This window comes from Streptomyces sp. NPDC058470 (assembly GCF_042721055.1).
Taxonomy (GTDB): domain Bacteria; phylum Actinomycetota; class Actinomycetes; order Streptomycetales; family Streptomycetaceae; genus Streptomyces.
Genome location: NZ_JBHXMF010000030.1, coordinates 17,968 through 43,391, shown reverse-complemented (window position 1 = coordinate 43,391; position 25,424 = coordinate 17,968). Strand labels below are relative to the sequence as shown.

The 25,424-nt window shown below is 71.3% G+C and carries 28 protein-coding genes; 2 read left to right on the top strand and 26 right to left on the bottom strand.

All coding sequences use genetic code 11. The features are described 5' to 3' along the window. Nucleotides 1-11 precede the first annotated feature (11 nt). The 7 genes from ACFWP7_RS22445 to ACFWP7_RS22415 form a co-directional block, all read right to left on the bottom strand. Nucleotides 12-974 (bottom strand): hypothetical protein, encoded by a 963-nt coding sequence (locus tag ACFWP7_RS22445; RefSeq protein ID WP_384383559.1) that lies wholly within the window; start codon nt 972-974, stop codon nt 12-14. Nucleotides 975-1,010: 36 nt separating this feature from the next. Next, nucleotides 1,011-1,451, bottom strand: coding sequence for a hypothetical protein (locus ACFWP7_RS22440; protein WP_384383557.1), 441 nt, complete (start codon nt 1,449-1,451; stop codon nt 1,011-1,013). Next, nucleotides 1,448-1,840, bottom strand: a complete 393-nt coding sequence (locus ACFWP7_RS22435) for a hypothetical protein (protein WP_384383554.1) — start codon at nt 1,838-1,840, stop codon at nt 1,448-1,450. The genes ACFWP7_RS22440 and ACFWP7_RS22435 overlap by 4 nt, the downstream gene beginning before the upstream one ends. An 80-nt stretch (nt 1,841-1,920) precedes the next feature. Beyond that, the gene (locus ACFWP7_RS22430) at nt 1,921-2,784 is read right to left on the bottom strand and encodes a hypothetical protein (RefSeq protein ID WP_384383551.1); all 864 of its coding nucleotides are present in this window, start codon (nt 2,782-2,784) and stop codon (nt 1,921-1,923) included. 41 nt (nt 2,785-2,825) lie between these two features. Continuing rightward, nucleotides 2,826-3,665 (bottom strand): hypothetical protein, encoded by an 840-nt coding sequence (locus tag ACFWP7_RS22425; protein WP_384383549.1) that lies wholly within the window; start codon nt 3,663-3,665, stop codon nt 2,826-2,828. Continuing rightward, entirely contained in the window at nt 3,662-4,519 is an 858-nt protein-coding gene (locus tag ACFWP7_RS22420; RefSeq protein WP_384383546.1) for a hypothetical protein, read from the bottom strand. Before ACFWP7_RS22420 ends, ACFWP7_RS22425 begins: the two co-directional genes overlap by 4 nt. A 78-nt stretch (nt 4,520-4,597) precedes the next feature. Further along, nucleotides 4,598-4,870, bottom strand: coding sequence for a hypothetical protein (locus ACFWP7_RS22415; RefSeq protein WP_384383543.1), 273 nt, complete (start codon nt 4,868-4,870; stop codon nt 4,598-4,600). 452 nt (nt 4,871-5,322) lie between these two features. Between ACFWP7_RS22415 and ACFWP7_RS22410 the strand changes: the two genes are divergently transcribed. Continuing rightward, nucleotides 5,323-7,326, top strand: coding sequence for a hypothetical protein (locus tag ACFWP7_RS22410; RefSeq protein WP_384383540.1), 2,004 nt, complete (start codon nt 5,323-5,325; stop codon nt 7,324-7,326). 51 nt (nt 7,327-7,377) lie between these two features. On the opposite strand, the gene ACFWP7_RS22405 is transcribed toward ACFWP7_RS22410, so the two are convergent. From ACFWP7_RS22405 to ACFWP7_RS22350, 12 genes are all read right to left on the bottom strand, one after another. Then, nucleotides 7,378-7,806 (bottom strand): DUF3592 domain-containing protein, encoded by a 429-nt coding sequence (locus tag ACFWP7_RS22405; protein ID WP_384383537.1) that lies wholly within the window; start codon nt 7,804-7,806, stop codon nt 7,378-7,380. A gap of 127 nt (nt 7,807-7,933) precedes the next feature. Next, entirely contained in the window at nt 7,934-10,471 is a 2,538-nt protein-coding gene (locus ACFWP7_RS22400; RefSeq protein ID WP_384383534.1) for a hypothetical protein, read from the bottom strand. Between the two features lie 466 nt (nt 10,472-10,937). Beyond that, nucleotides 10,938-11,168, bottom strand: a complete 231-nt coding sequence (locus ACFWP7_RS22395) for a hypothetical protein (protein WP_384383531.1) — start codon at nt 11,166-11,168, stop codon at nt 10,938-10,940. A gap of 57 nt (nt 11,169-11,225) precedes the next feature. Then, on the bottom strand, nt 11,226-11,543 hold the full coding sequence (locus ACFWP7_RS22390) for a hypothetical protein (RefSeq protein ID WP_384383528.1): 318 nt from the start codon (nt 11,541-11,543) through the stop codon (nt 11,226-11,228). A gap of 99 nt (nt 11,544-11,642) precedes the next feature. Then, nucleotides 11,643-12,938 (bottom strand): hypothetical protein, encoded by a 1,296-nt coding sequence (locus ACFWP7_RS22385; protein ID WP_384383525.1) that lies wholly within the window; start codon nt 12,936-12,938, stop codon nt 11,643-11,645. Between the two features lie 286 nt (nt 12,939-13,224). Further along, a complete protein-coding gene (locus tag ACFWP7_RS22380; protein ID WP_384383523.1) occupies nt 13,225-14,520 on the bottom strand; it encodes an ADP-ribosyltransferase in 1,296 nt (431 codons plus the stop codon). A 247-nt stretch (nt 14,521-14,767) separates the two neighbouring features. Then, entirely contained in the window at nt 14,768-16,819 is a 2,052-nt protein-coding gene (gene ligA / locus ACFWP7_RS22375; RefSeq protein ID WP_384383520.1) for an NAD-dependent DNA ligase LigA, read from the bottom strand. A gap of 139 nt (nt 16,820-16,958) precedes the next feature. Next, a complete protein-coding gene (locus tag ACFWP7_RS22370) occupies nt 16,959-17,330 on the bottom strand; it encodes a hypothetical protein (RefSeq protein WP_384383517.1) in 372 nt (123 codons plus the stop codon). Between the two features lie 95 nt (nt 17,331-17,425). After that, complete coding sequence (locus tag ACFWP7_RS22365; protein ID WP_384383514.1) at nt 17,426-17,878, bottom strand: hypothetical protein; 453 nt, start codon at nt 17,876-17,878, stop codon at nt 17,426-17,428. Between the two features lie 100 nt (nt 17,879-17,978). After that, the gene (locus ACFWP7_RS22360; protein ID WP_384383512.1) at nt 17,979-18,665 is read right to left on the bottom strand and encodes a hypothetical protein; all 687 of its coding nucleotides are present in this window, start codon (nt 18,663-18,665) and stop codon (nt 17,979-17,981) included. Between the two features lie 26 nt (nt 18,666-18,691). Next, nucleotides 18,692-18,988 carry a hypothetical protein gene (locus ACFWP7_RS22355; RefSeq protein WP_384383509.1) on the bottom strand — a complete coding sequence of 99 codons (297 nt, stop codon included), beginning with the start codon at nt 18,986-18,988 and terminating at the stop codon, nt 18,692-18,694. A 92-nt stretch (nt 18,989-19,080) separates the two neighbouring features. Further along, nucleotides 19,081-20,100: a DUF932 domain-containing protein gene (locus ACFWP7_RS22350; protein ID WP_384383506.1), complete on the bottom strand. Its 1,020-nt coding sequence runs from the start codon at nt 20,098-20,100 to the stop codon at nt 19,081-19,083. A gap of 230 nt (nt 20,101-20,330) precedes the next feature. Between ACFWP7_RS22350 and ACFWP7_RS22345 the strand changes: the two genes are divergently transcribed. Then, entirely contained in the window at nt 20,331-20,558 is a 228-nt protein-coding gene (locus ACFWP7_RS22345; protein WP_384383504.1) for a hypothetical protein, read from the top strand. 326 nt (nt 20,559-20,884) lie between these two features. On the opposite strand, the gene ACFWP7_RS22340 is transcribed toward ACFWP7_RS22345, so the two are convergent. The 7 genes from ACFWP7_RS22340 to ACFWP7_RS22310 all read right to left on the bottom strand — a co-directional run bounded on the left by ACFWP7_RS22340 (nt 20,885) and on the right by ACFWP7_RS22310 (nt 25,421). Beyond that, nucleotides 20,885-21,184: a hypothetical protein gene (locus ACFWP7_RS22340; RefSeq protein ID WP_384383501.1), complete on the bottom strand. Its 300-nt coding sequence runs from the start codon at nt 21,182-21,184 to the stop codon at nt 20,885-20,887. Between the two features lie 194 nt (nt 21,185-21,378). Next, entirely contained in the window at nt 21,379-21,687 is a 309-nt protein-coding gene (locus ACFWP7_RS22335; protein WP_384383499.1) for a hypothetical protein, read from the bottom strand. 64 nt (nt 21,688-21,751) lie between these two features. Beyond that, the gene (locus tag ACFWP7_RS22330) at nt 21,752-22,738 is read right to left on the bottom strand and encodes a hypothetical protein (protein ID WP_384383496.1); all 987 of its coding nucleotides are present in this window, start codon (nt 22,736-22,738) and stop codon (nt 21,752-21,754) included. A gap of 101 nt (nt 22,739-22,839) precedes the next feature. Then, nucleotides 22,840-23,154, bottom strand: a complete 315-nt coding sequence (locus ACFWP7_RS22325) for a hypothetical protein (protein WP_384383494.1) — start codon at nt 23,152-23,154, stop codon at nt 22,840-22,842. A gap of 5 nt (nt 23,155-23,159) precedes the next feature. Then, a complete protein-coding gene (locus tag ACFWP7_RS22320; protein WP_384383491.1) occupies nt 23,160-23,750 on the bottom strand; it encodes a hypothetical protein in 591 nt (196 codons plus the stop codon). Between the two features lie 84 nt (nt 23,751-23,834). Then, nucleotides 23,835-24,341 carry a hypothetical protein gene (locus tag ACFWP7_RS22315; protein WP_384383489.1) on the bottom strand — a complete coding sequence of 169 codons (507 nt, stop codon included), beginning with the start codon at nt 24,339-24,341 and terminating at the stop codon, nt 23,835-23,837. 264 nt (nt 24,342-24,605) lie between these two features. After that, entirely contained in the window at nt 24,606-25,421 is an 816-nt protein-coding gene (locus tag ACFWP7_RS22310) for a hypothetical protein (RefSeq protein ID WP_384383486.1), read from the bottom strand. Between the last annotated feature and the right edge of the window lie 3 nt (nt 25,422-25,424).

The following is a 25,424-nucleotide window of genomic DNA, read 5'->3' as shown; positions in this document are numbered from 1 at the left end:
CCGGGCAGACCTCACGCCGTGTTCGCGTCCCCCAGCGGCCCGGCCGGACGCGTGCTCGTCTCCGGCATGGCGGGCAGAGCCGCAGTCGCGGCGTCCTGCGCCGACCGCAGAGCTTCGTTGAACAGCTCAAGGGCGTTGGCGACCTCGTCGCTCATCTCCGCGATCTCGGCGACTGCGAGTTCATCGCGGGCGGTGGCCGCCAGGAGGTCGAGCAGGTCCTCGTCCCCCGTCGTCAGCTGTCTCAGCTGCCTGAGCTCGCGACTCCGCAGTTCGGCCTCCGCGATCTGCGTGGCGTAGTTCTCCAGAGCCTCGACGCGGCGCCCGATGCTGGAGAGGCTGATCCGGAGCGCCTTGTGGCGGGGCTCCAGGGCCTGCGCCACCGCCTCGCTCACCGCCTCCGTCGGTCCTTGTCCGGCCACCCGGCTGTAGGCGCGTAGCGCGTCGGCGATCTCCCACACCTGGGCATCCAGCCGATTGTCGGTGTGCCGCTTCTCCACCGGATCCAACCGCTGCACCGAGGAGTTCTGGACCCGCGCGGCGGCCCGTGAGGCACGGGCCAGCAGCTCGCCCGCGTCGGAGTTGAGTTCCAGGTTGAGGACGAACTGGTCGTGCACAGCGGCTATCTGGCGCAGTACCGACAGGCGCCGTCGGCGCTTCGTCACCGCGATCGCGGCGGCCAGCCCGTAGGCGCAGATTCCCGCTTCGGCCATGGGCACGCTGCGGGCGAACGCACTGAGCAACATCCATCCGAACCACCAGGAGGCGCGACGCCCGCCGAGCGGGTCGGCCAACCCCCACCACGCGCTGGTGAAGTCAGAGCTCAGCGCTGCGCGCAGCTGCGCGGGTTCGGCCTGCCGCAGGAGCTCTTGGACAGGCGCCGGCAGTTCCGGGTCCAGCGTCAGCCGCGGCACCACCATGCCGGCCTTCTCTCCGTCCGCCGGCTGCACGCCCGCGGGCTTCCACCATTCCGTCACCTCGGTGACTCCCCTCCTCGTAGGTGCGCTCGGCTCTCAGCCCTCGTGGTGAGCGTTGGCCACGGCGACGGCGGGCGGAGCGAACGAGGCCAGGGCGCGCAACACCTCGTCGTAGACGACCTGCTCGCCGAAGACCTTCAGCTCGAATCCCTGGACACCGCGCGCGAACCTGACCTCGTGGCGCGGGTTCTGCGGCACGACGAATCCCTTGCCGCCGCGCAGCAGCGCGGCGTCGATCTCGGCGATCCACGTCTGCTCGTCCGCCACTTCGGCGGCGGGCTCGACCCAGATCTGATGCCACTGCGTGGAGGCCTCCGGCCCGTACACCAGCTGGAACAGCCGGCCGAAGTGGCTGCCGTTGACGAGCTGCTGCTGGCGGAACTGGCGGCTGAAGACGACCGCGTAGGCGCCGTCGAAGGACTCGACCTCCAGGACGTCGCCGTCCCCCGCCCAGACCTGCCCTGCGCCGGGCCTCACTGGTCCGTCTCCGAGCCGGCCGCCGGGGCGAGGTGCTCCCGCTCGGCGCGGCATGAACCCTTCTCAGGCAAGGCCAGACCGCACGTGCCCCACCCGGTCCGCGCGGTACACCGCTCCAGCCGGATGTCGCCGAGCTCGCGCAGTGCCGTGGCGAGCGCGCCCGCGGTGGTCACGACCTCCTGCCAGGTCTGCTTGGTGCGGGTGTGGGGCCACTGCTTGTGCCGCGCCTGGCTGAACGCCTGCTGGAGCTCGGTCAGCTGCGGGTAGCGCCCGGTCCAGCCCAGGCTCGCCTCGTCAAGCATCGACAGCGGGCCGGTCAGGTCGGGCGACAGGCCCCTGACGCGATCCAGGGCGTCGGCGAGCTCGGCGGAGGTGAGGTCCGAGTACATGTGAGTCCTTTCTTCAGTGCGGGATAACGGGGTGGGCGGCGTGGACGGGGCAGCCGCGGCGGCGGCTGCGAGCTCGGACATCATGCGGCGGTGGGCAGCAGGCGAGTGTCCGGCTGCGCGTCGACGGGTCCCCGAGGCGCCAGCTCCCCGGCGATCACGCGCGCCGGGCTGCTGAGCGCGTGGGGCCTGCAGGCGACGACGCCGTGTCGGCGCAGGTAGTCGAGGAGGTCCAGGGCGAGTGCGGGCGGCACGTTGGTGAGTTTGACCTCCACCTCGCTGGCGTCGTGCTTCAGCGTCACCCGCCCGGCGACGGGCAGTGCGACCTGGCCCTCGGGCACGTGATCAGGGCCGGACCAGAACGAGGTGTCCCGGTCGGGAGCGGAGCGCGGGTCCAGACCGCCGATGCCGTGGATGCCCGGCACGAGCTGCTCGATGAGTTCGTTCAGCTCGGCGCGCGCCCGCCGCTCGGCCTGCCGACGGCCGGCGGCTTCCAGCGCGTCGCGGAGGGTGTCCTGGTAGGCCGGCATCAGCCGCCGCAGGACGTCCGCGGCGATGGCGTCCGGGTCCCGGTCCATCGACACGGTGATCGGCTCGGCGCGCCATCCGCTGTAGCCGTGCGGGTATCCGGTCTCCACGCGCAGGCGGCGGCCGGCGGCGCCCTTGCGGGTACGACCGTGGTGCAGGAAGGCGAAGTGCATCCCGTCGCGGTGGCCCACCGTCACGTTGCCCCAGTAGGCGGGCGTGATGGTGTGGCTCCAGCCGCCGCCTTCGACGCCACGGGCGTTGAGGGACGCCGCCACGCCGCGCCCGAGAGCGTCGAAGTGGGTCAGGGTCTGGGCCAGGCGGGCGTCGCGGCGGGCATCCTGCAGGAAGTGCTCGCCGGGGGAGACGAGGGCCGTGAGGGCCTGGTCGAGTGCGGATTCGGGTGTCTGGGGGTGCGCCAAGTCGAGATCTCCTTCATGGGGCGGGCTCAGAGCGGTGAGGGTCATCGCGGGAGAGGGGCCGCGGCCGCGTGCCGGTCACCGAGCTCGGCGACCGCCTCGGTGAGCTCCGGCAGGTCCTCCCAGGTGTCGCGCCGCGGGTCGGGCAGGCCGGCCAGGTCGTGCCGCTTGACGAAGGCCAGGCCCTCGGCGGTGAGCTGCAGCTGGTCCTGCTCTTCGGCGAGTCCGCAGGCGATCGCCGCGCGCACATCGGTGTGCAGGGACGCCTCAAAGGTCGTGTAGCGCCGGACGTCGTCCTCGGCCAGGCCGCGAAGAACGTGGAGGACGCCGGCCGGATCGAGGTGGTCGTCGGTGTTCGGGCTGGCGAGCACGTGGGTGACCGCGTCCGCGAACGCCGTCTCCACCGCCTGCTGGTCAACTCCGTAGGCCTTGACCTCGATTACGCCGCGGGGGCGGAACTCGATGCCCCGGCGCACCGCCTGGGTGGTGTACCAGCTCTGGAACTCCCAGACGCTGCGGACGTACGGACCGCTGGCCTGGAGCTCGCGCCGGCGGGCGAAGCCGGTGAAGCTCGCGCTGCGCGCATGCTGCGTGTGGAATGCCGGCACCCGGGTCCATACCGCGGCCATCCCGCCCGGTCCGCGCCGGCGCCAGTGCTCCTGCGTGCAGGACTCGACGTGTCCCGTGAGCCGATCCGCGGCGTCGGGGTATCCCTCGGCCCGGTCGCGGTCGATCGTGCCGGCGTAGACGATGTTCCACTGCTCGACGAGCTGCTGCGCGTGGCCAGCGTCGAAGAACGCCTCGCGGTGGCCGTTGAGGACGGCGATGTGGAGATCCGTGTCCGGACGCGCTGCGGCTACCTCGCCGGCCGCGGCCGCGCTCACTTGGACTCCTCCGGGCCGGCGGCGCCGGCGGACGGGGCGGTGATGCCGGAGTGGCGCTCTCCCTTGCCGGTGAGGGAGACGACCAGGTCCTCCTCGTGGCCGGCGTCCAGGTCCTTCGTCTCCTTCTTGAAGATCTGACGGGTGCGGACCAGGCCGTGCTCCTCCAGGGCGCCGAGCGCCACGGCGATGTCGGAGTCGTCGGCCTGGGCGTGCAGGTGCAGCTGGTGGCCGTTGCCGATGACGCCTTCGATCGCGCCGGCGGCGACCTGGTGGCCGGCGGCGGGGGCGGGCACCTCGGTGCCGAAGGACGTCGCGGCGAGGGTCTCCAGCAGGGCGCGCTCGAGCGGGCTCAGCGGGATCTCGGTGCGGCGCACCCCGGGCGTGCGGTTGTACTCCTTGTCCGCGAACCTGCGCACGCCGGCGGCGAGGTAGACCGGTCCGGAGGCCAGCTCCTGGACGAGGTAGGGCTCCAGCGCGGGACGCAGCTGGCTGGCCCGCTGCTTGGTCGTGCCGGCGATCTGCGCGACCTCGGCCATGCCGGCCAGTTCCGGCACGAGCGGCAGGGCCTGCTGGCGGTCGAACTCTTCCTCCGTCAGCACTTCGAAGCCGCTCAGCTTGTCCGGCAGGATCTCGTGCTTGAGCAGGGCGCCCTGGACGTACTCGACGCCGCGGGTGCCGGCGTCCACGGGACTGTCCGCGTCGAGGAACAGGCGCACGGTCAGTCCGCCGGCGGGGGAGGAGCCGATGGAGGCGTCGTAGCGGGAGAGGTCCTCGTGGAGCGCGCTGATGATCACGTCGGGCGGCATCTCGCTCACGTCGTATTCAACGCGCACGTTGTAACTGGTCTGGGTCATGGCTTCCTCATCTGGGGGGCAGGGCGGTGACGGCGCGGTCGGCCGGGCGCCGGGTGTGACCCCGGCGCCCCCGGCCGATCAGCGAGTGCGCTGGGGCTTGGGCTTGCCCTTGCGCTCGGTTTCTTCGACGAACCCGAAGCGCTTGAGATCCGCCTTTGCGTTCTTCAGACCGCGGTACTCGCTCGGGGTGCTGGGCATCGTGGTGACGAAGGTCAGCTCCTCGTCCTTCGCGTCGGTGGCCTCGGCTACGACGAGGTACACCTTGTAGTGGCTGTTCTTGGTCTCTATGAACCGAAATCCCTGCTTTGCCGCCTTCTTCTTCAGCTGATTCAGGTCCTTCTTGGTGGCCATGTTCTCCCCTAACGCTTAACGCCGTCAAGAAATATGATCTCACACATCACTAAACAACGTCAAGCATTACGAAAATCTAGCGCGGTGATGGTGTGGACCGCACCCCCGGCGCACCGTCCATACGGCTGTGACGCGGCCTCGGACACCGCCCCGATCCGGTAGGGCGCAGCGCGGGTGAGCACACCGGGCCAGGGGATACAGGGAGCGTCAAGAGCGGCGGCCACGCCCACACACACCAGCTGCGGTGACCGGAAACGGGCACAGCCGCTCCGCGGCGAGCGTTATGGTGTCCCCCGGGCAGAGACTGCTGCCTCCGTCCGCACCCGGTGGCCCGGACCCACAGGTGCGCCAGCGGCGGGAAGAGACGAATCGTCACGCCAGTTGCACCACCACCCCCTTGCGTCTGCCGGCGCGCCGGTCCGGGGAGTCGTGCCGCGGAAACGGATCCCTCCATGTCCAGGGACAGCAACACCGTCCTGCTGCGCCAGCAGTACACCGGCGAGCCCCGCCAGGCCGCTCACGCCTTCTACCAGGCCCGCGGCCTGTACTTCGGCCTCGTGCCCGACGCCACCGACCCCGCCCAGCAGCTCCTCGAAGCCGCTCTCGTCCGCACCCTCGCCCGACCCCATCCGCAGATCCCCGCGCCCTCCGCCGCGGGCACCTTCTTCGGCCTGCGCGGCGCCTCCCCGGACCTCGACACGCTCGTACTGTGGCCCCACCCCGACCACCAGCCCCAACTGCTCGGCCGAATCCTGCCGGTCCGCACCGACAGCGGGATCGCCGGCATCCCGGGACTGCGGGCCCGCCCGCACCCCAGCCGCACCGACACGCTGCTCCTGGCCCGCCCCGGCCACCGCGCCCACCTCACCCTGCGCGCCCGACCGGCCGCCCTGCAGCGGGCCGAGGACCACATCCTGGCCGTCGGCCTCGAGCCGCTGTGGTCCGCGGGCACCTCGCAGCCCGGCGAGCGGCAGGCGTGGGACAGCCTGGCCAGGACGCTGCCGCCCGAGGAGGCGGCGCTGTGGAGCCGAGCTCTGCGGCGCGCCGGCCTGCACACCGGCCAGGTGCCGGACTGGACCCGGTCCGCGCCCGAGCCCGGACAGCTTGAGGGTCCCAAGCCCCAGCGCATCGCCGCCCGCCCCGTCGGCCCGGCCGGAGGCCCGGCCCGCGGCATCATCGCGGTCACCAGCTCCCTCGGTCAGGCTGGACTCGGCTGCACCACCACCGCGCTCACTCTCGCCGGGGCCCTGGCACGCACCGGCGCCACGGTCGCCCTGCTCGGCGCCGACGACCCCAACGGCTTCCACCGCTTCCTGGGTTCGGCGACGATGCCGCCGGGACAGTGGCAGGACCTGCTGCCCGACCTGCCGGGGCCGGGCACCCTGCGCGGCATGATCCTTTCCCCGAGCGCGCCGAACGCCCCATCGCTGCTTGCCGAGGCGGCCCGCGAACACGACACCGTGGTCCTCGACGCCGGAGCCACCTTCCAACTGCGGCACCTGGCCGGGCACGCGGACGTGGCCGTCGTCCTGACCGGCCTCGACCCCGAGGTGTGGGGAAGTACCGAGATCCTCGACCGGCGCCCCGACTGGGTGCAGATGTGGGACTGGCTCAACACCCGCTATCTCACCGCCCGAGCCCGAGCCAGCGACCCACACTCCCGGCTCCTCCACTTCCTCGACGAGACGTTCGAGATGTACGTCTGGGACCGGGTCTCGGACGACAACCCCGACGTCTACGACCCCGCGGACCCCGCAGCCTGGTGGGCGGACTTCCAGCCCGGCCCCGAAGGCGAAGAGGACGAGCCGCTGGCGTTGCCGGAGGACGTCGACACCGAGCTCCTGGACATCTGGCGTCAGGACTTCCTGACCTTCCTCGCCCGCGAAGGGGCCATCCGCCACCCGGGCACCTGGGCCGCCGTCGCCGCTGTGTGGATCGACCACAACCGCAGCCTCGACCTCCCGGGCAGCACGGGCGACGAAGCCCTCGTCGAGGAGGTCCTGCGCGAGGCAGCCCCGGCCGCCATCGCCCGCTGGGGCGAGCAGACCTGGCAGGAGCACCACCCCCGGTGGGCAGCCGCCGGCGCCCACACCCGCAAGGACAGCCTCACCCCCTGGCAGCACCTGATCGAGGAGACGATCCAGCCCGCCGACCCGGCCGCCACCGCGCGGTTCCTGCTCGCCCACCTGAACGCACCGGACGACATCCCCATCGCGCTGGCGATCGCGCACGTCGACGACGCCATCGAGGCCGAGCAACACCACCTCGCGGCCATCCGCGACGCCCTGCGCGCCGAGGGCATCCCCGCCCTCACCGTCATGCCGGACCTGCCCGGTCACGAGGAACGTCGCGGCGGCCTCCAGTTCCTGGTACGGCCCTCGAACCGGGAAACCGCCGCCGCCAACCGGCTGGCCCTGGTGGCAGCCGACCTGCTCGCGACCCGGACACACCCCTGACCGAGCTCCGCGTCCCGCCGCACGGGCCCCGGACGGTGTCCGGGGCCCGTCTCACCGGGTGAGCTCGTCCACGCCCAGCCACAGGAACAACACGCCCAACATGGCGAAGCAGCCGCTGATGAAGATCCCGAAGAGCTGCCCGAACAGCGGCGACCACGCACCGCCGCGCCCCATGACAGTGGCGGTGCGCGCCGGGTTCTTCCCGAGTCGGTAGCGGACCGTCACCGCCTGGCCCTGGGCCATCAGCAGCGCGTCCTCCTCGAACTCCACGTACCGCCCGTCCGCCGTGGTGAACCCGTACACGTGGTGCCAGTAGGTGTTGCCCTCGCTGCCCTCCGAGGAGTAGCGGCGCACGCATACGCCCTCGGCGACCAGCCCGCCGAATAGCGACCGCAGCCGTCCCACCAACTGCCGCACCAGGAAGCCGCACAGCACACCGAACGTCGCCAGAAGGAACACACCCGCAGCTGCCATCTCCATCGGCGCAGGCTAGGCGGCGGCTGGCCGCCGCTGCCAGCAGGAATGTCGGGCACGGCTCACGCCACCAGGACAGCGGGCGGACCTCCCGGGGGAGAGCCCCGGGAGGCCCGTAGCGCTGAGGCCGGTGTCATTCCCGGCCGGGCGAAGCCGTTGCCTTCCGGCTGGCCTTCAAGGCGGTGTTCACCACGGCGCCGAGTTCCTCCTGGACCGGCTTGACCCGATCGTCGTTCCAGGTCGAGGGCGCGAAGAGGAGTTCCTCGAATGCCTGGCGCTGGAGCACCGTGCACAGGGCGACCACGCCGTGGCCGCGCAGTGCGTCAGCCGTCTCGGTGACCGCTTCAGGGCCGCCCATGGGCCGGTACATGTTGGTGATCAGGACCACGGGCATCTGCGGGTCAACGCCCAGGGCACGAACGCCGCGCAGGAGGGCGGCGGCGGTCTCCTCGCCGGTGCCGGGCCGCTGGTGTCGCTCGATGAGGTCGTCGAAGTCACGGACCCGCGCGGCGTCGCTGCGCGCCCCGGCCACCCACCGGCCGGTGACCGAGTCCCAGTCCACCCCCGCGCCCGTGACCGGGGCGAGGGCAGCGGCGAACTGCTGCCGAAGTTCGGGAAGTTCGTCCTCGGCGGGCGCGAACGGTTCACGCCCGCCCTGCTCCAGGCGCCGATGGTGCTCCACCCAGTGCCCGCGGACCTCGGACCACACTGCGCCATGGCGCCGGGCCCCCTCGTCCTCGACCGCCGCCAGGAAGGCGGCCCACCCCTGCTCCCGGACGTCCGCGTCCTCGTCAGGACCGGGCGGGAGCGGGAAGACGGCGCCGTCCAGGGACCGGGCGGCCGCAGCCGCATCCCACCAGTCGTCGCCCGTCACCTCGTCAGCCAGCGCCGCGAATCCCTCAGCGTGGTGCGGTCCGTACGCGAGGAAGCGGGCGTCCAGGACCGCCATCACCGTCTCCGCCGCCGACCGGGGCAGGTACGCCGCATCGTGGCGCAGGTGTGCGTTGAACCGGGCGTCGAGCCACCGCATCAGCTTCGCGGTGCGCCAGGTCTCCTGCTCTTCCACGGTGGCCGCGCGCGGCTGTACGTCGTGCGCCGTCGCCGCGGTGGCGAGGAACTCGGAGGCCCGCACGGCCAGGTCCTCGATGGGATCCCCGTCGGCACTAAGGCGCTGCAGGTTGCGCAGCCGGTTGTGCGTGATCCAGGTGTCGCGCACCGCGTCCCAGCTGTCCGGGTGCCGGCGCTGCCCCTCGGCGGTGATGAAGTCCAGGAAGTGGCGGCGCCACAGGTCCAAAGGTGCCCCGTCTTCCGGCGGCAGGACGTCGTCCGGGTGTCCGGGCAACCAGTCGGCCCCGAAGTCCCACCACTCCTCGACGTCCTCGGCATCGTCGACGTCGTACACGTCGACCTCGTCAGGGGCCGACAGCCGGGTCATGGCGCAGTAGAAGAACTCCCGGTCCAGCGCCGTACGCAGCCGGTCGGCGTCGGCCTGTTCCGCAGAGGGGCGCCGCCACTGGGCGAAGCGCTCGTCGAGCGCGGCGAAGACGCGAATCTGCTCGGGCCTGCGGTCGATGACGTCGACCTGGACCCAGTCCCGGGCGCGGTAGTGGTCGGTCAGCACGGTCAGGTCGGCGGCCGGGAGACCGGCGAGCTCGGCGGGCGGGCGTGCCCCCACATCGAGTACCACGATCTCACCGCGGCTCGTCGCCTCCGGGGCGCGCACATCCAGGTGTTCCCCGTAGTAGCCGTGCGAGGCGGCCAGCAGCCGGCCGCCGCCTGCCGGGGCGAACGGCTCGTGCCACACCGCCGCATCGTCGGCCGCGTCCTTGGCCACATGCCGCAGCATCGCGTCGTCGGTCACCAGGGCAACGGTGCGCCCGGCGCGGGTCAGCCCGTAGGCGATCTGGACGCTCAGGGTGCTGCAGCCGGTCCCGCCGCGCGCCGAGCGGACGTGCACGATCTGCGGGCGCCGGGAGACCGGCCCGTGCGGGCGCGGCACCAGCGCGGACCCGTCACCGGCCAGCTCGGTGAGCGTGGGCTCCCGCGAGGCCCAGCCGGAGGCGACCTCGCGAGCGAGGAGAGGGCGGCGCAGCGCGCGGCTCCAGGCGGGCGCCGACTCGGCGAGGGAGATGTCGATGACGCGGCGGGGGGTGTCCTCGAGCGCAGTGCCGGCCTGGTCCCACAACGGCAGCAGATCCGCCGCCGCGCACAGGCGGCCGGCCTCCCGTACATCGCGGGGCTGCGCGGCGAGCAGGACCTGACCCGCGGCGCGCACCCGGGCCAGGGCGAGGTACTTGCCGTCGCGGACCCAGCGCAGTCCGGCGACGCCGGTGACGGTCGACCTGGTCTCGCTCGTGACGCTGGGCAGCAGACGGGCTAGGACCTCGGCCTCGTACCCGGACGCCGGCCACAGCCTCAGCTCGTCGCCGGGCCCGGGGCTCGCCTTGGCGATGCCGAACAGCGTGCCGGCCGCGGCGATGGGGCTGAAGGGGCCGCTGGTCCGGGTGAGGGCGAACAGCAGGGAGGCTTCGAGAAGCTGCTGCTCGCTGGAGGCGGCGTCGGGGGCCAGGCCGTCCAGGAGGCCGTGGGTCTTGATCCAAGAGGTCGCCTGGGCGTGGTTCTCGCCGGTGACGGCGGCGCGGGTGACGGCATTGCGGTCGGCTTTTGCCATGATGTCCCGATCCTCGACGTGGCTCCCGGACCGGCACGCCGACGGTGGGCGCAGCAGAAAGTCAGCTCGCTGTGAGGATCTCCCCCTTAGCGCCTTGGATGCACGCGGGTCCGGGCCGCAGTGCAAGGCGGGCGGCAGCAGGTCTGCCTGCCCGTCATCGTAACGGCCGCAGACCGCGCGCACTGGCAGACCGTACGGCTCGGGAACGGGGGAGACGAGGGGGATGAGCTCACGGCGCACCGATCAGGGCCGGACGCCGCCTGATCCCCATCGCTCGGCACCGGTCACACCTCGTGCTCGCACACCGGACGTCGGCCACGGCGGTGAGCAGACGCGACGGTGGACCCGCCCTTGGTCAGCACGGCCAGACGCTGCCGGGCCGGTCGAGCTCGGCGGCGAACTGCGCTGCTGCCACTGCGAGTCCGAGGGAGTCGGGAGCCGCAGTGGGCCGCGGGCTGCGCAGGGGTCATGAACGGGCGGTGTCGCGTTCCGCCTTCTTTGCCTTCGCGGCGTCTTCGGTCGGGGCGGAATTACCGGCGGCGTCCTGAATCGACAGGTCCAGGTACAGGCGCGCCAGTGCGAGGTACTCGGCGCGCCGCCGGGAGCTGATGTTCTCCCACGATGCCTGGGCGGCGTACGCCTGGGCCTTGTCCCGGTTGGTCGTGAAGTAGTCGAAGTTCGGCTTCATGTGCCGCATGACGCGGGTTCCTTCCGGATGCGCAGGCGCTTGAGACTGATCGGTGCGGCCGGCCGCTCAGAGGTTGATCAGGTCGCGGATCGCGTCGGGCAGCTGGGCGATCTGGTCGGGGCGGTCGAAGTAGTAGTCGCGGATACGGTCGGCGAGCGCGGCGTCCACGGTCACCTGCTGCGGAGCCGCTGGCAGTCCGAGCGCGTCGCGTGCGGCGCCGTCCAGGTGCGCGGCGAGCGGCTGGTAGTTCCGCCCGTCGGCCTGAGCTGTCAGCTCGTCGAAGCTGGGGCGCGGTCCGACCTTCGGGAGCGGTCCGACCGGCCGTAGTGCCGGCTGGTCCGCCAGTCGGGAGTCGCGGGGGGTGGGCTGCTGCTGGTCTGTCATGTCGTCCTCCAGAGTCCGGTGGGGTTTCGGGTGCTCCTCACCCTGAAATACATCCTACCCACATTATTAAACTTTGTCAAGCGATATGGAAAAGTAGTGTCAGTGGCGGGGAACCTCGTTCATATCGACGAGCTGGACCACGACGCACTTGCGGCCACGGATCGTCACGTTCTCCTGGATGCCCACGGAAACCCAGTTCGAGCCGCTCTCCTGCAGCCGCTCCCGCTCCAGATTCCCGTACTGCGACACGTGGGCCACCGCGGCCCCACGGCGCGAGACCATCTCGAACACCACGGCATGGTCGGCCTCGCCGTAGCGGCCGTCCTCCTCCCAGTCGGTCCGCGCGAAGTACGGGTCGGCCGCCACGTTCGGGCAGTGCGACGAGGAGAGGAACGACGGGCTGTGATACCGGCTGCCGGCCGGGAAGTTCTCTCTCGCCCACTGCGCGACCCGGTTGCCCTTGCGGACCTCCAGCGGGGGAGTGAACCCGCGGAAGGTGTGGTGTGGGACCTCGGCCGTGCCTGCCGAGCGGATCGCCGAGTTGATGTTCTCGGTGACCACCCGCATCGGCACGTCCATCTTCTCCGCCGGCTCATCGAGGCTGCGCCCGTTGTAGAGATGGGCGTTGATCTGCCGGTACCTCGAGCCGGTGTAGGTGCGGACCCAGTGGTTCTGCTCGGAACTGAGGCCGGCGCCCCACGCGTTCGACTCGGGCTCCAGATCGCCGGCCCGGTGCTCCTCCAGCTGGTCCCGGTACGGGTCTCGGCCCAAGCCGTGCCGCTCCCAGGGCCGGGCCGCCTGCCGGCTGCGGGCCGCGGCGATGATCTGCTCGGCGTGGTCGGCGGGGACGCGGTCGTAGATGACCTGCCCGTTCTCGACCCGGTAGGGCCAGGGCGAGTTGGCGAGCGCCTGGTAGCGGCCCTGGTCGAGCCGGTTGAACACGACCCGGGCGTGCGGCGGTTCATCTCCGTCGGCCGGATACACGGTCGCGGAGCCGGCGAAGTCGTCGCCGCGCCAGGCCACGGTCTGCCCGCCGTCGGCCCGCGGCACGAACGTCGCGGCCCCGCCCGCCCCGCTGGCCCGTGCGAACGCGTCGGCGGCGCGGACATGCTCGGGGTACTCCGGCATCTGCGCCGCGCCCCAGTCGTCCTCGGCCGGCTCGGGCTCCCGCGCGGGCATCGCCCACGCGACGCGGGGATCGGCGGCATTGGGGTAGCGGGGCGTCTGCCTGCGGTCGCCCAGCATGGTGCGCGTCGCGGCCGCGGACAGCTTCGCGTTGTCCGCGTACAACTTGGCCTGCTCGTCCTCACCGTTCTCGACGGCCTGACGGGTCTTGGCCTCCCACATCTGGGCCGTGGCGTACGCGCCGAGCGCGGGATGCCCCGCGCCGGCCACGGCGACGTCCTTGCGCAGCGCGGTCGAGGCAGCTCGACGCGCCGCCCGAACGGCCGGGTGGGACGAGCCGCACCTGCGCCCGCCTTTCGATTGCGACCTGCACACCGGAGGTGCCCTCCCTTCCTCGCCCGCGATCCGCGGGGCTGCCCCGGCAGGCAGCAACGCGATCTTGGAAGGGATGGCCTGTGGACAGAGGCCGGCGACCGGCGCAGTGCACAGCAGCGGATGAGCAGGAGGCCCGGCAGGGCCGGCGCCTCCTGCTCATCCGCACGCATCGCATCGGGGTTCAGTACCGCTTGGACTCGTTCACATCGGCCAGCTGCACGACCACGCAGGGCTGGCCGGCCACGTTCACGTTCTCGTGCACGCCGACCACCACGAACTCCGACCCCCGCGGCATCAGCCGCTCCCTCTCGGCGTTGTCGAACTCCGAGATGTGCGCGACCGCGGCGCCGCGCCGGGAGACCGTCTCGAAGACCACGCCGTGATCGGCCATGCCCCACTCGCCGTCGGACGACCAGCCACGGTTGGTGAACCCGGCGGCCACCGCCGGGCAGTGGGAGACCGACATGTATGAGTCGTCCCGGTAGCGGCTGCCGACGACGAAGTTCTCCCGGGCCCAGTCCGCGACCCGGTTCTCCTTACGGGCTTCGAGGGGCGGGGTGTACCCGCGGAAGCACCGCTGCGGCTCCTGGGACTGCCCAGCGGCCGCGATCGCGGAGTCGATGTTCCCCGTCACGACCCGCATCGGCGTGTGCATGCCGTCAGCCGGCTGGTCGAGGTCCCGGCCCTTGTAGAGGTGCTCGTTGATCTCGCTGTACGAGTGGCCGGTGTACGTCGTGACCCACTGACGCTGGCCGTCGTCGAGATTGGACGCCCACTGCTCTGACTCCGGCACCAGGCGATCGGCCGTCACCTCGTCGAGACGATCCCGGTGCCGTGCGTCGCTCAGGCCGTGCCGCTCCCACGGCTTGGCCGGACGGCGAGAGGCGGCCGCGTGGATGATCTGCTCGGCGTGGTCGACCGGAACGCGGTCGTAGATGACCTGCCCGTCCTCGGTCCGGTAGGGCCAGGGCGAGTCAGCGAGCGCCTGGTAGCGGTCGCGGTCGAGCCGGCTGAACACGACCCGCGCGTGCGGGGGCTCGTCGCCCTCACCCGGGTAGACGGTGGCGGCGCCACCGAAGCCCTGGTCGTTCCAGGCGGTCGTCTGCCCGCCGTCATCCCGAGGCGGCAGCACACGGGCCCGCCCGCCGATGCCCGCCGCGCCGGCCAGCGCCCGCGCCGCGCGGGTCTGCTCGGGCGGAGGCGGGGGCGGCGCCGCGCTCAGGGCTGCCGGATCGTCGGCGTCCGGATAGGGCTGCTTGGGCTGCTTGCCGGAGGCGTACGCGCGGGCCGCGGCGGCGCACTTCTTCGCGTTGTCCGCGTACATACGCGCCCGGTCGTCGTCACCCTCCTCCAGGGCCTCCTTGGTGCGCGCCGTCCACGCCTGCGCGTTCGCGTACGCCGCCAGGGCGTCGGGGTCGCCGGTCTCGGCGACGGTCTTGCCGAGCTGGGCGGAGGAGGCCCGCCGTGCCGATCGCATGGCCGGCTGCGACGACGTACACCGCCGGCCCCCCTTCGAGATGGACCTGCACACGCCCGCTCCCTTCTGCCGCTTGCCGCGCGACCACCCGGCCGGGCGGTTCGGCGATCTTGCGGAGAAGGGCCTGTGGACAGAGACCGGAGAAAGCGGGGCCGTTGCAGGGCGAGGGCGTAAGGGGAGGAAGGCAGGACGCGGTGAGGCGGGGCAGCCGCGTACGGCTGCCCCGCCTCACCGGAGAAGAGAAGGGTCAGGAGAGGTAGTCGGCGACGAGCGCCGCGAACTTCTCCTCGTCCAGGACCGTGATGCCCAGCTGCTGAGCCTTGGCGAGCTTGGACCCGGCGTTCTCGCCCGCGACCAGCAGCGTCGTCTTCTTGCTGACGCTGCCCGCGGGTTCGCCGCCCGCGGCCTCGATCAGCTCGTTCATCGCGGTGCGGTTGCGCTCGGCGAGCGGACCGGTCATGCCGCCCGTGACGACCACCGCCTGGCCTGCGAGGGGGCCGGAGGTGTTCTTCACGGGACCGTCCGGCTGCTTCATGTTCACGCCCGCGGCCTCCAGCTTGGCGATGACCGGGCGCAGCACCTGAAGGTGCGCGGCGATCTTCGCCGCGTTGGCGGAGCCGACCTTGTTCACCCGTACCGTCACCTGCGCCAGGGCCGCGGCGTCGGCGGCCAGGACCTCGTCCATGGTGCCGAACTGACGGGCGAGCGCCTTGGACACGGACCGGCCGGTGCGCACGATCCCGAGGCTGCACAGCACCCGGTCCAGCGGCTGCTCCTTTGCCTTGGCGATCTCGCCGAGCACCGTCTTCGCACGCTTCGCGGACCCCGTGGCCTCGGCCAACTGCTCCTCGGTCAGGGTGAAATAGTCCGCGACGTCGCTGAGGACGCCCATGTCGAACAGGGCCTCGATGTAGGTGTCGCCGAGTCCCTCGATGTGCAGCTGCTCGCGGCCGACCGCGTAGATGAGGCCGGCGAGCGCACCGCAGCTGCCGTTGATGCCCTCAGCGCACTCCCACCGCTCACCGGAGGTGTCGACGTCGCCGCCGCACTGCGGGCAGGACGCGGGGAAGGCGACAGGCGTCTCACTGCCGGTGCGCTTGTCCGCCGCCACGGACAGGACCTGGGGAATCACGTCCCCGGCCTTGGCGATGACCACGGTGTCCCCGATCATCAAGCCCAGATCGCGGATGAACTGCGGGTTGTTCAGCGTCGCGAACTTCACCGTGCTGCCGTCCAGTTCGACCGGCTCCAGCACCGCGCGGGGCGCGATGATGCGGGTCTTGCCGACGTTCCACTCGATGTCGGTGACCTTGGTTTCCGCCGTCTCCGGGGGCAGCTTGAAGGCGGTGGCCCAGTGCGGGCGGTCACTGGCGTTCCCGGCCTCCTCCTGCTCGGCGACCGCGTTGGCCTTGACCACCACGCCGTCGATCCCGAACGGGAGGTTCGGCCGCATCTCGGCGATCTCCTCGACACGCTGCTGCGCCTCGGCCAGCGTGGCTACCTCCCGCAGCTCGGTCGCGGAGTCGGCGCTGGTCTGCACGCCCGCTTCGGCCACCAGCGCCAGCAGCGCCTGGTGCGTGGGGGCGGCCGGGGTGAGCGGCACGCCGTCGAGCTGGATAGCGCTGTACGCGAAGAACGTCAGCTCGATGCGGTAGGGGCGGTTCTTGGCGGCCAGGGTGCCCGCCGCTCCGGCCCGCGCGTTCTTGAACGGCTTCGCCTTGTGCGCGCGGCGGATCTCGTTGGCCGCTGCAAGCTGGGCGCGCGTCAGCAGGACCTCGCCGCGGATCTCGATAGTCAGCGGTGCGGACAGCTGCGTGGGCAGACCGGAGATGAGGCCGGCCGCGTGGGTGACGTCCTCGCCCTTGGTGTGGTCGCCGCGCTTGATGAGCTGGACCAGGCGGCCGTCACGGTAGAGGGCCGTCACGGCCAGCCCGTCGAACTTCCCCTCGACCGCGTACCCGCCGCGCACCGGCCCGCCGATGCGGCGTACCAGCGACGCCTCCCACTTCAGGAGTTCCTCGGCCGAGTACACGTTGCCGAGCGACAGCATCGGCACGGTGTGGGCGATGTCGCCGGTCGCCACGCCGCCGCCGACCTTCCCGATGGGGGAGTCCTGGCGGAGGTGCTCGGGGTGGAGGAGTTCGTACTCCCGGATCTGGCGGGCCAGCTGGTCATAGTCGGCGTCGGAGAAGGTGGTGTCCCCCGGCCCGTAGTACGCCCGGCAGGCGGCGAGAGCGGAGTCGACCGCGGCGTTGTAGGCGGCGGGATCGGCCAGGGGAGCAGCGAAAGCAGTGGTCACGCAGGGTTCCTCTCGGAAAGGGATAGGGACGGGACGCTCCGCGTAGGGAGCGCCCTGGGACAGCGGCCCGGGATCGGCGGGCTGTCACCTGGGTGCCGCGGCCTGGCCCCCGACCGGGGAGAGCAGGACGCGGTGCGGGCTAGTGCCGGTCGCACACCCAGTGCTGCACCCAGCCGTGCTCGACGCGGTCGACGAGGACGTCGTGGGTGTTGGTGCCGGGATCACACAGCGAGCACTCCACCGTCTCGGGGCGCAGCAGCTGCACGGCGGGGAAGCGGGCGGTCGTGGGAAGGGTCCATCCCTCGGTGCGGATGGTGTCGTTGTCGTAGGGCCGGTAGCTGACGAAGACGCGGGTCATGTCCGACAGGACGTGGCCGTCGGTGCCGGTCACGGTGACCTGGGTGCCGCTCACGCGCAGGAGGTCGCCCTCGCGCAGTTCGCGGGCCTCGACGGCGGTGACGACGGAGCCGGTCAGCACCCACATGCCCGACGGAAGGTCGGTGAGAAGCATGGAGAAGCGGGGTCCTTTCAAGGCGGTGGCGGGGAGCGGGACCGGGGGCCGAGCGGGGCGGGCCGGCGACCGGTCCGCCCCGCACGGCTCCCGGGTTACGCGACCGCCGCGAAGGCGTTGCGGATGGTCGCGAGCTGCTTCTCGGCTGCCGTGGCGCGCGGCTTCCACTTCTCGACCTCATGGGTGGCCCGGTCGAGCTTCTTCAGTGCGGCATCGAGCTGGACGCTGTACCAGGTGGCCTTCCGGGCCCGCTCGATGACCTCGGCGAGCGGCAGCCCGTCCACGTCGATCTCCGACGGCTCCGCAGGGGACTTCGTTGCCTTGGTCTGGTTCTTGTGCGCCTTGACGTGCGGCCACACGCCGCTCGCCTTGGGCCGGGTGAACTCACAGTTCTGCCAGACGCAGTTGTAGACGACGGTCCCGTCCGCCAGCAGGACCTTGAGGACCTCCTTGTAGTAGCGGGGGTTCTCGGGAGTGCTGCGCGGGGTCTCGGCGAACTCGAACTCGATGACCTCAAGACCGTTGAGAATTCCGTTGGCGGTTGCCACAGGTGCAGTTCCTAACGTGGGCAGAGTGAAGGGAAGTTGGGGAAGAAGGCCACGGGGCGGCGGGGACGGGACCGGCGCCCCGTGGCCGGTCGGTGAGCCGCTACACGGCCGCCAGCTCGGGCGGCAGGCTGTGGCGGCCGACGAGGCGAAGAACCCACGGCGGCGCACCGCGCAGGGAGCTGCCTCCGGAGGTGGGGTAGTACGGCTTCTGGCCCCGGTTCTGGTTCGGGCCAGGCTGCTGCCCGGTCGCCACCCACGGCCCCTCGAAATCGGCGGCGTCGAGCCGCCACACGTTGTCCTCGGCGACGTAGTTGAACCGGACGCGGTCGGGCCGCAGCGGGTTAGGTGTCGGCATGTTCAGCGGGTGCCACTGCGGGATCTCGCTGTCGCCGCTGATCTCGAAGGCGATAGAGCGGCGCGCACTGTCGTGGGTGCGCGTGAACCCGGCCAGATGGCGGGGGAGCGGTGCGTCCGGGTCGGCCGCGGTGTCCATCAGTGCGTTGAGCCACGCGGGGCGGCCCGTGCTGGCGTGATGGGGGTAGTGATCCTGCTGGCTGCGGAACGCGCGTCCCACCTCGCCGTTGGGCGCGTGATTGCCCTTGCACGTCACGATCTCCAGATCCCACGCGGTACCCCGGCGACCGGTGTACGTCAGCCGGAACCCGGTGACGGCCAGCGGCACGATCCGGGAGGGCAGATGCGGCACCGAGACGTCGGCGGACGGGGTGATCGTGTACTCCACGATGCGGGTCGCGTGGTCGTTGATGAGCGTGAGGGCGGCGGTCACAGCGGTAGAGGTCCTGTTCGGTCGGCTCAGCGGATGCGGGTGTGGCGGGCGGCGATGTCGGTGTTGCTCAGCGGGCAGGCCGGGCAGGGTCGGGGTGTGGTGGCGGTCGGCGGACCGGTCTTCCAGGTCAGGCCGCGCCCGCACCGCGACCAGACCGACGAGATCCAGTAGCTGGCGCGCTCCTCGGCCCACAGGCTCTGGGGGTTGCCCGCCCAGTGGCGGGTCGACCAGGGGCCGGCCGCGATGTGGACGTAGTGGCCGTCCTCGTGGTCGCTGACGCCGTACCCGTACAGGGCGGCGTCCAGCTCGGCGTCGGGGGACACGGAAATCTCCGTCGCTTCAGTCGCTGCGGTGGCGGGGAGGGGGGCCGCCGGGAGCGGGTGGGGGTGCTCCCGGCGGCCGGTCGAGGGGCCGGTCAGGCGGCCAGGGTGAGGAGCTGGCGGTGGGCGGCGGTCTTCTTCTTGGTGACGTCGCCGATGTCGGCCAGCGACCGCGCCGCGCGCGCCGAGAGGTCCTTGGCCTTGGCGTAGTGGTCGAGGTACTCGCCGATCGCGTTCCAGCCCGCCCACGCGGTGCCCCGGATGCTCTCCTGGGTGGCCGCGTTCTCGAAGAGGCTGCGCAGGGTGTCCATGCGCGTCTCGTAGTTCTTGCGGGTGCGGGTGGTGGGGCTGGTGGGAATGGGCCACAGGTCGCGGCTGGTGACGAGCTTCTCGAACTGGCCCAGGCTCAGCGGGGTGTTGATCATCCGCTCGGCCTCGCGCTCGAAGGCGTCCTGCCAGTCGAAGAGGACGGCCAGCTCGTGCTCCAGGGTGACGAGCTTCTTGAGGGCCGAGGCGGTGTGCGGGACCGAAACCTTGTGCTTGGCGCCCGCGATGATCAGCCGCTGCATGTTGCCGCAGTCCGCGCGGGTCTGGCCGATGTGCAGGGAGTTGGACGAGGAGCCGTCATGGCTGCCGAACAGGGTCAGGTGCGCGTGGTGCAGGTCGACCCCGCCGATACGCGTGCTGCCGGGCAGGCTCATCGAGATGAAGAACTTCGTGCCGCCCGCGTAGGCGCCCGCCTTGTGGAAGACGGCGCCGGACTCGGTGCGGGCCAGGTCCAGAACCTTCTCGTACGCCTCGATCTGGACCGGGGTGTACTTGCGGCCGACGGTGCCGAGGTACTCGGTGCCGCCGGTGCGCGGGTTGGTGCGGACAGTGGCGCGGGTGTCGGGCATCTTGACCTCGTGGGTCGTGACGCCGTCCTCGTGGATCTCGGTGTACTTGGCGGTGACATCGCCCAGCAGGCGCACGTCCCAGTCGCGCATGTCGGCCATTTCCAGGGCCTCGCGGGCGGTGTTCGCCTCGCTGACATCGGTGCCCAGGATGGTCCAGGCGTCCTTGCGGCCCGGGGCGCGAAGGGCGGTTCCGTTGGTGGGGATCTCAAGCACGGTCACAGGCAATAGCTCCTCAATTGGCGGGGAGTCCCGTCCGACCCCCTGACCCTTTTAATATTACGCATGACGGGGGGTTGCGTCAAGTTAAAAGGGTCACGATGATTGAGGCACCCCACACGCCCGCGGCAACGACACATGCCCGACACGGACAAGTCGTCGACCGGCGGGCAAGGGGACAAGGGGTGCGGCACACTCACCCGTGGCGCAGGACAGTCTTCGGAGGAATTGACATGGTGGGGCGTACGGACAGGCCGGCCAGGATCTGGGCGAGCGCGGTCGTGGTCATCGGAGTCGTGGCCTTCGCGACCGCGATGGTCGCCAACGCGGCGCACCAGGCCGCAGTGACCTGGGCGGGGATCGCGGTCGTTGCCGCGTGCACGGCGTGGCTGGCCTGGGACGGCTGGCGCCGTCGGCAGAGCGAGCGGGCAGACCGGCCGGGAGGCCCGGTCCAGCAGTGAGGGGATCCGCCAGGAGGCGGACAGCAGAGTCGGGGCCGGACGACAGACCGAAGTCTCCCCCTTCGGTGAAGAAGGGGGTTTGCAAGGCCGTCCGGCCCCTCACCACGACACACCGCCCACGCGCCGAAGCGCTGGGACGAGGTGAACGCGCTCCTACTTTAGCGGCCGCGAGCCGCCCTCCAAGCCCCGCCGCGAACCGCGACGGGGCCTCGGTGCCGACAGGCGCTCTCCGCGGCGCGGAGCGTGGTGTCCCCACGGCGACCAGCGATGATCTCGAGAGGCTGACCGCGGCTCGTTGCCGGCGCGCACCACGAAGCGTCTACCGGTCAGACGGGATCGGTGTACGAGATCGGCTTGCCGGTGGCCTGGGCATATGCGATCTCCCGCCCCGTGGACTTGCCGATATACCCGCCGGGGTTGACGACCAGGACCCGGTCAGCAAGGTCGATCCTGCGCAGGTGAAGGGCGCCCAGCGCCTTCTTCTGCTCGTCGGTGATCAACCCGTCTGCTTCGACCGGCGCGACAACAATGATCCCCTCGAAGGCCAGATCACGGTTCGCTGCACGCATCTCGTCCGCGAACCGGGCAGAGCCGCAGATGCAGACAATCTCAGGTCGGTCGGGCACGACTCAGTCCTTCGGTCGAACGGGAAACCCGTCAGTGTGCACGTTGACATCACAGGCAGGCACACCGGCCAGCAGTTTATGAGCGAGATGGGCACGCGGCTGCACCGTCGCAGGCGGGAGGCGTGGCCCGCTCCCGCGTCCCTCGCGGGGCGCCCGCGTGCCGATCGGCGTCGGCACGCGGGAGTTCGGGGCTGTCAGACGGCCTCGCGGAGGATCCGCTCGGTCTGCTCATGTCCGTTCTGGGCGACGAGGTAGGTCACCTGCTTGTCCAGGCCGGCGTTGTTGACGTCGGCGGCCTGGCGGCCGGCCTCGTCGTAGGGCTCGTCGTCGTCCTCGGTACCGGATGCGGCGCTGGCGTAGCCCGCGGCCGCGTCGTGCACGGCCACGTCCAGGTCGATCGGGCCGATGCCGAGGGATTCGGCGAGAGCGAGGAGCCGGACGGCGTGGCCGGCGTCGTCGGGGCTGAGCGGCGCGTCGGCTTCGATGTCGAGCAGGGTGATCACCTGGGTTCCTCTCGGCGCCCAGTGACGGGCGGGGGCGGGGGAGTACAACGAATCGGGCCGGCGGCTACGCGCCGGCCGCCGGGGCCTCGGCAGGCCGGATCTTGCGATTGCGGATCAGCCACTCCCTGACTTCCGCGACGTCGCGGGCGCTGGAGGAGTCCTTGGCCGGGAAGGGGTCCTCGGACTTCTCCGCCGTGTACACGCGTGCGAAGTGCTTCACCGACTCGATGTTCAGCCCCAGTTCGCGGGCCAGCGCGGTGGGCTTCAGCCGGCGCTGCTCCTGTGCGAGGTTTGCGCTGGCCTCGATGCTCGGCGCAACGGGCGCGGTGTCCGGCTCGCTGAGGAGCCTGTCGAGCCACTCCGCCTGCCCCGGCTCCTCCAGGTGGAGCACCTCCGCCAGCCACTCGATCGGCACGCGGACCTGGTGGGCACGGGTGCGCCGGGCGCGTTCGACGACGTCGCGCTGGCCGGTGGTGAGACCCAACTCGTCAAGGTAGACACGGCCGTCGACGACCTCGGTGCCGTCCTCGGCGTGCCGCAGCAGCCATGCACGCAGGTCCGCCCAGTCGGGAGCACCGCTCTCGCCCGCCGTGGGCATCGGATCGCTCCTGCGCAGGAACCAGGCCCTCAGCTGGCTCCAGGAGCGCTTGCCGTCGGCGTCGGCGAGAGGAAAGGGGTCATCGGCCGTCCCGGACGGGTAGCGCTCGGCGTACTTGTTCACCGCGCGCCGGGTCAGGTCCAGGAGCTCGGCCAGTTCCGCGGAGTCCATCAGCACCTGCGTGGGGCGGGCAGCGAGAACCTGCGCCTCCATCCTGCGCGGGCCGCGCCGCTTGCTCGGTTCCTGGGTGTGCCGGGCGGCGTACCAGTCCAGGACGGCGTCACGGTCGCGGTAGACGGTGCCGTCCTTGCGGTCGACCTCGCCGGGGAAGCTGGGGTCGGTCCTCACCCAGTTGTGCACGTAGGGATAGCCAGTGGCCTCGGTGATCTGCGCGATGGTGATGTGCGGGGGCAGCTTCTCGAATGCCTTGCGGGCTTCGGCAATGTTCTTCATGAGGGGACTCCGGATGGGCGTATCGGCAGGCAGTGGCGGTACTTGGTGAGAGACTCCACCCTTCCTCTATTCGTTAATGTTCTCATGAGAGGGGGCGTGTGTCAATTTTGATGGTCGCCAGCGAGTGGCGGTAGGGGGTGGCCGGCTCGTTGCGCGCGCAGAGGGCCGCCGGCAGCGCGGACGCTCTCGCGCCCCGCGGCAGTCAGCCGGAGAAGGTGAGGGTGGCTGCGATGCTCACCGTCGGGGTCCGCCTCGCCCAGGCCGTGTCCGCAGCCGTCGAGGAAGCCCACGAGGCCGAGCGATTCCAGGGCGCGGACGTCTGCCTCGCCCACCAGCATGGGGTGAAGGCTGCCCGAGGAGCGCACGGCGGCATCACGCAGCGCGATGAGCCGGCCGGGAGTCAGCCGCGGTGGCATGCCGGTCAGCCCCAGACCACGTCGCGGCCGCGCGAGGCGCACCACTGGGCGAGGTCGTGCAGCTCGAGCAGACGCCGCTGCAGGTAGCCGGCACTCCGGCCGCCCTGGTGCACGCGGCCGCTCCAGTAGCCGTCGACGCCCGCGTCCTCGGGGGTCAGGGCGAGGGCGAGCAGGACCCGGCCGAGGAAGGCCGCGGCGGGGATCTGGCCCGCATCACCCGCCGCCGAATCGGTGCCGGTGGCCGAGGTGGTGTCCCCCTCGCGCCGGGTGGTGCCAAGCGCCGCAGCGGCGCCGGCGGGCTCCACGGCCGCGAAGCCGAGCAGGTCCGCCAGGCGTACCGCGTTGTGCGCGCTGACGTTCACCTCCGGAATGTCCCCGTCGGGGTCGACGTCGTGCACCCTCAACGGGTACTGCGGGCAGATGTCGGGCATCTCGCAGCCGGGCAGCGCGTCCCGCTCCTGGGGTGCGGCGAGGACCTCGGCCAGGGCCGCCTCGTACGTACGGTGGGGCGTGGCGAGCTCAGTGGCCCGCAGGCAGCCGCAGCTGGCGGCGAAGCGGCTGGCCGGCCGGTAGTCAGCGGTAAAGGTAACGGACACGGTCACACCTCTGTGGTCGCAGTTCAACGGCTGAGTCCGGCGGCGGGGCGGGTGTTGCAGGACCCGCAACACCCGCCCGGACCGTCACAAGCGCGCTGCGGCCGGGCCGATCGTGTGGACGGACGAGGTGAACGGGCTCTCCATGCCGGGGTCGGCGCTGAACAGCATCCGGTGGATCGCGCGGGCGTGGACCCACTGCTCGTCCCAGTCGCCGTCGCTGTCGATCGCGAAGCAGTCCGGGGCGAGCGTGTGGGCCCGCAGCATGACTGCGGTGACCGCCATGTCGTACGGCTTGGGCCGCACGTTGCCGGTCTTGCAGAACGAGTAGGTGAAGCCCCGCTCGTCCTGGAACTGCGGGTCCAGCTCGATGGCGAAGGTCTCGTAGTCCTCGTCCGCCGCCACCAGGCCGTTGAAGACGATGGCGTCCTCGTCGATCCGCGGCACCCCGGTGCCCGCGCCGCCCGCGAGCGCGATGTTCTGGGTCTGCTCGACCAGGTCCAGGATGGCCGCCGCGTCCAGGCGCAGCTGCAGCCAGATGGACCGGAAGTTCTCCGCCTGGGGCGTGTAAGCGAAGTAGTTGGCGTGTCCCATGGGGCAGAGCTCCTTGTGTCGGCGCGGGGTCGTGGCGCGCTGCCCCGGCGCTTGCATCGCCCGAACAGCTATTCACTAATGTACTCCATAAGGGGGGATGAGTCAAGATGAGAGGGTCGACGGCGTCGAGGTGAGGTGGTGAACGGCCAGTCCCGGGCGGTACGCGCTTTCGCGCCAACCGTCAGGACCATCGCCAGGACCGCGGATCGGCTCCGTCACGACGGCGGCTGCTCCGGGCGACGGTCCCCTGTCACCTGGACTGTTCTACCGGGCGGCTGCGCTCTGTGAGGTCATGCCGCCGAGTACGCGGAGGTGGCTCTCGCAGCCCTGCGCGAGCGTGCGCACGTGGGCGTCGAGGGTCTTGTAGTCCACGCCGTCCCCGAGCCGCAGGCCGTGGGCCGCCTGGAGCGTCCGCTGCTCCTCGGCGGTGATCGGGTACCCCTTCGCGACGGCGACGTCGATGTGGGCGCACAGCTCCGGCACGCTCATGCCGACGAACGGGAAGTCCGGACGGTTGTGGGTGTGCAGGCCAGGCGTGGGCGGGATCCCGAACGTGTAGTCGCGGCGGTACGTCTCGCACGCCTGCTCGGAGCGGTCGGCGATGCCCGAGTGATCCGACACGTGCTCGACAGCGGGGACGCCGCAGCCCTCGCAGGGGCCGGCGTGGAGCTGGTACTCGCTGCACACGTCAAGGTGCTGGGCGCGGGCCGCGTCCTCCGCCTCGCGAAGGGTGCGGAAGGCGTCGGGCTCGTCCCAGTCGTAGTACTGGGCGTTGACGTAGTAGTCCTGCTCGAACTGGCCGTTGTACGACCACTGCCCCTCGGGGGTGTAGGCGGTCGTCGTGAGGCTGTACGGGTCGAGGATGAGCCCGTTGTCGGCCAAGACCTGGGCCGTGCAGCCGCATTCGGGGAATCGGCGCACCCAGGAGGCCGAGACGATGTCATCGCCCAGGGCGGCCGCTTCGAAGGTGAACGGCTCAGGGTGCCAGATGCGCTTCAACTGGTCCCACGCTTCGGCAGGGGTGATGGATGCGGCGATGCCGGAAGCGGTCAGGACCAGCGGCAGGACGGGCGGGGTCACGGT

Bases quoted from the DNA above. Each gene is read 5' to 3' on its own strand.
- ACFWP7_RS22330 (WP_384383496.1), bottom strand. From the start codon at position 22,738: ATGAAGAACATTGCCGAAGCCCGCAAGGCATTCGAGAAGCTGCCCCCG.
- ACFWP7_RS22410 (WP_384383540.1), top strand. From the start codon at position 5,323: ATGTCCAGGGACAGCAACACCGTCCTGCTGCGCCAGCAGTACACCGGC.
- ACFWP7_RS22325 (WP_384383494.1), bottom strand. From the start codon at position 23,154: ATGCCACCGCGGCTGACTCCCGGCCGGCTCATCGCGCTGCGTGATGCC.
- ACFWP7_RS22345 (WP_384383504.1), top strand. From the start codon at position 20,331: ATGGTGGGGCGTACGGACAGGCCGGCCAGGATCTGGGCGAGCGCGGTC.
- ACFWP7_RS22395 (WP_384383531.1), bottom strand. From the start codon at position 11,168: ATGCGGCACATGAAGCCGAACTTCGACTACTTCACGACCAACCGGGAC.
- ACFWP7_RS22435 (WP_384383554.1), bottom strand. From the start codon at position 1,840: ATGTACTCGGACCTCACCTCCGCCGAGCTCGCCGACGCCCTGGATCGC.
- ACFWP7_RS22315 (WP_384383489.1), bottom strand. From the start codon at position 24,341: ATGGGACACGCCAACTACTTCGCTTACACGCCCCAGGCGGAGAACTTC.
- ACFWP7_RS22390 (WP_384383528.1), bottom strand. From the start codon at position 11,543: ATGACAGACCAGCAGCAGCCCACCCCCCGCGACTCCCGACTGGCGGAC.
- ACFWP7_RS22380 (WP_384383523.1), bottom strand. From the start codon at position 14,520: ATGCGATCGGCACGGCGGGCCTCCTCCGCCCAGCTCGGCAAGACCGTC.
- ACFWP7_RS22405 (WP_384383537.1), bottom strand. From the start codon at position 7,806: ATGGAGATGGCAGCTGCGGGTGTGTTCCTTCTGGCGACGTTCGGTGTG.
- ACFWP7_RS22400 (WP_384383534.1), bottom strand. From the start codon at position 10,471: ATGGCAAAAGCCGACCGCAATGCCGTCACCCGCGCCGCCGTCACCGGC.
- ACFWP7_RS22415 (WP_384383543.1), bottom strand. From the start codon at position 4,870: ATGGCCACCAAGAAGGACCTGAATCAGCTGAAGAAGAAGGCGGCAAAG.
- ACFWP7_RS22420 (WP_384383546.1), bottom strand. From the start codon at position 4,519: ATGACCCAGACCAGTTACAACGTGCGCGTTGAATACGACGTGAGCGAG.
- ACFWP7_RS22370 (WP_384383517.1), bottom strand. From the start codon at position 17,330: ATGCTTCTCACCGACCTTCCGTCGGGCATGTGGGTGCTGACCGGCTCC.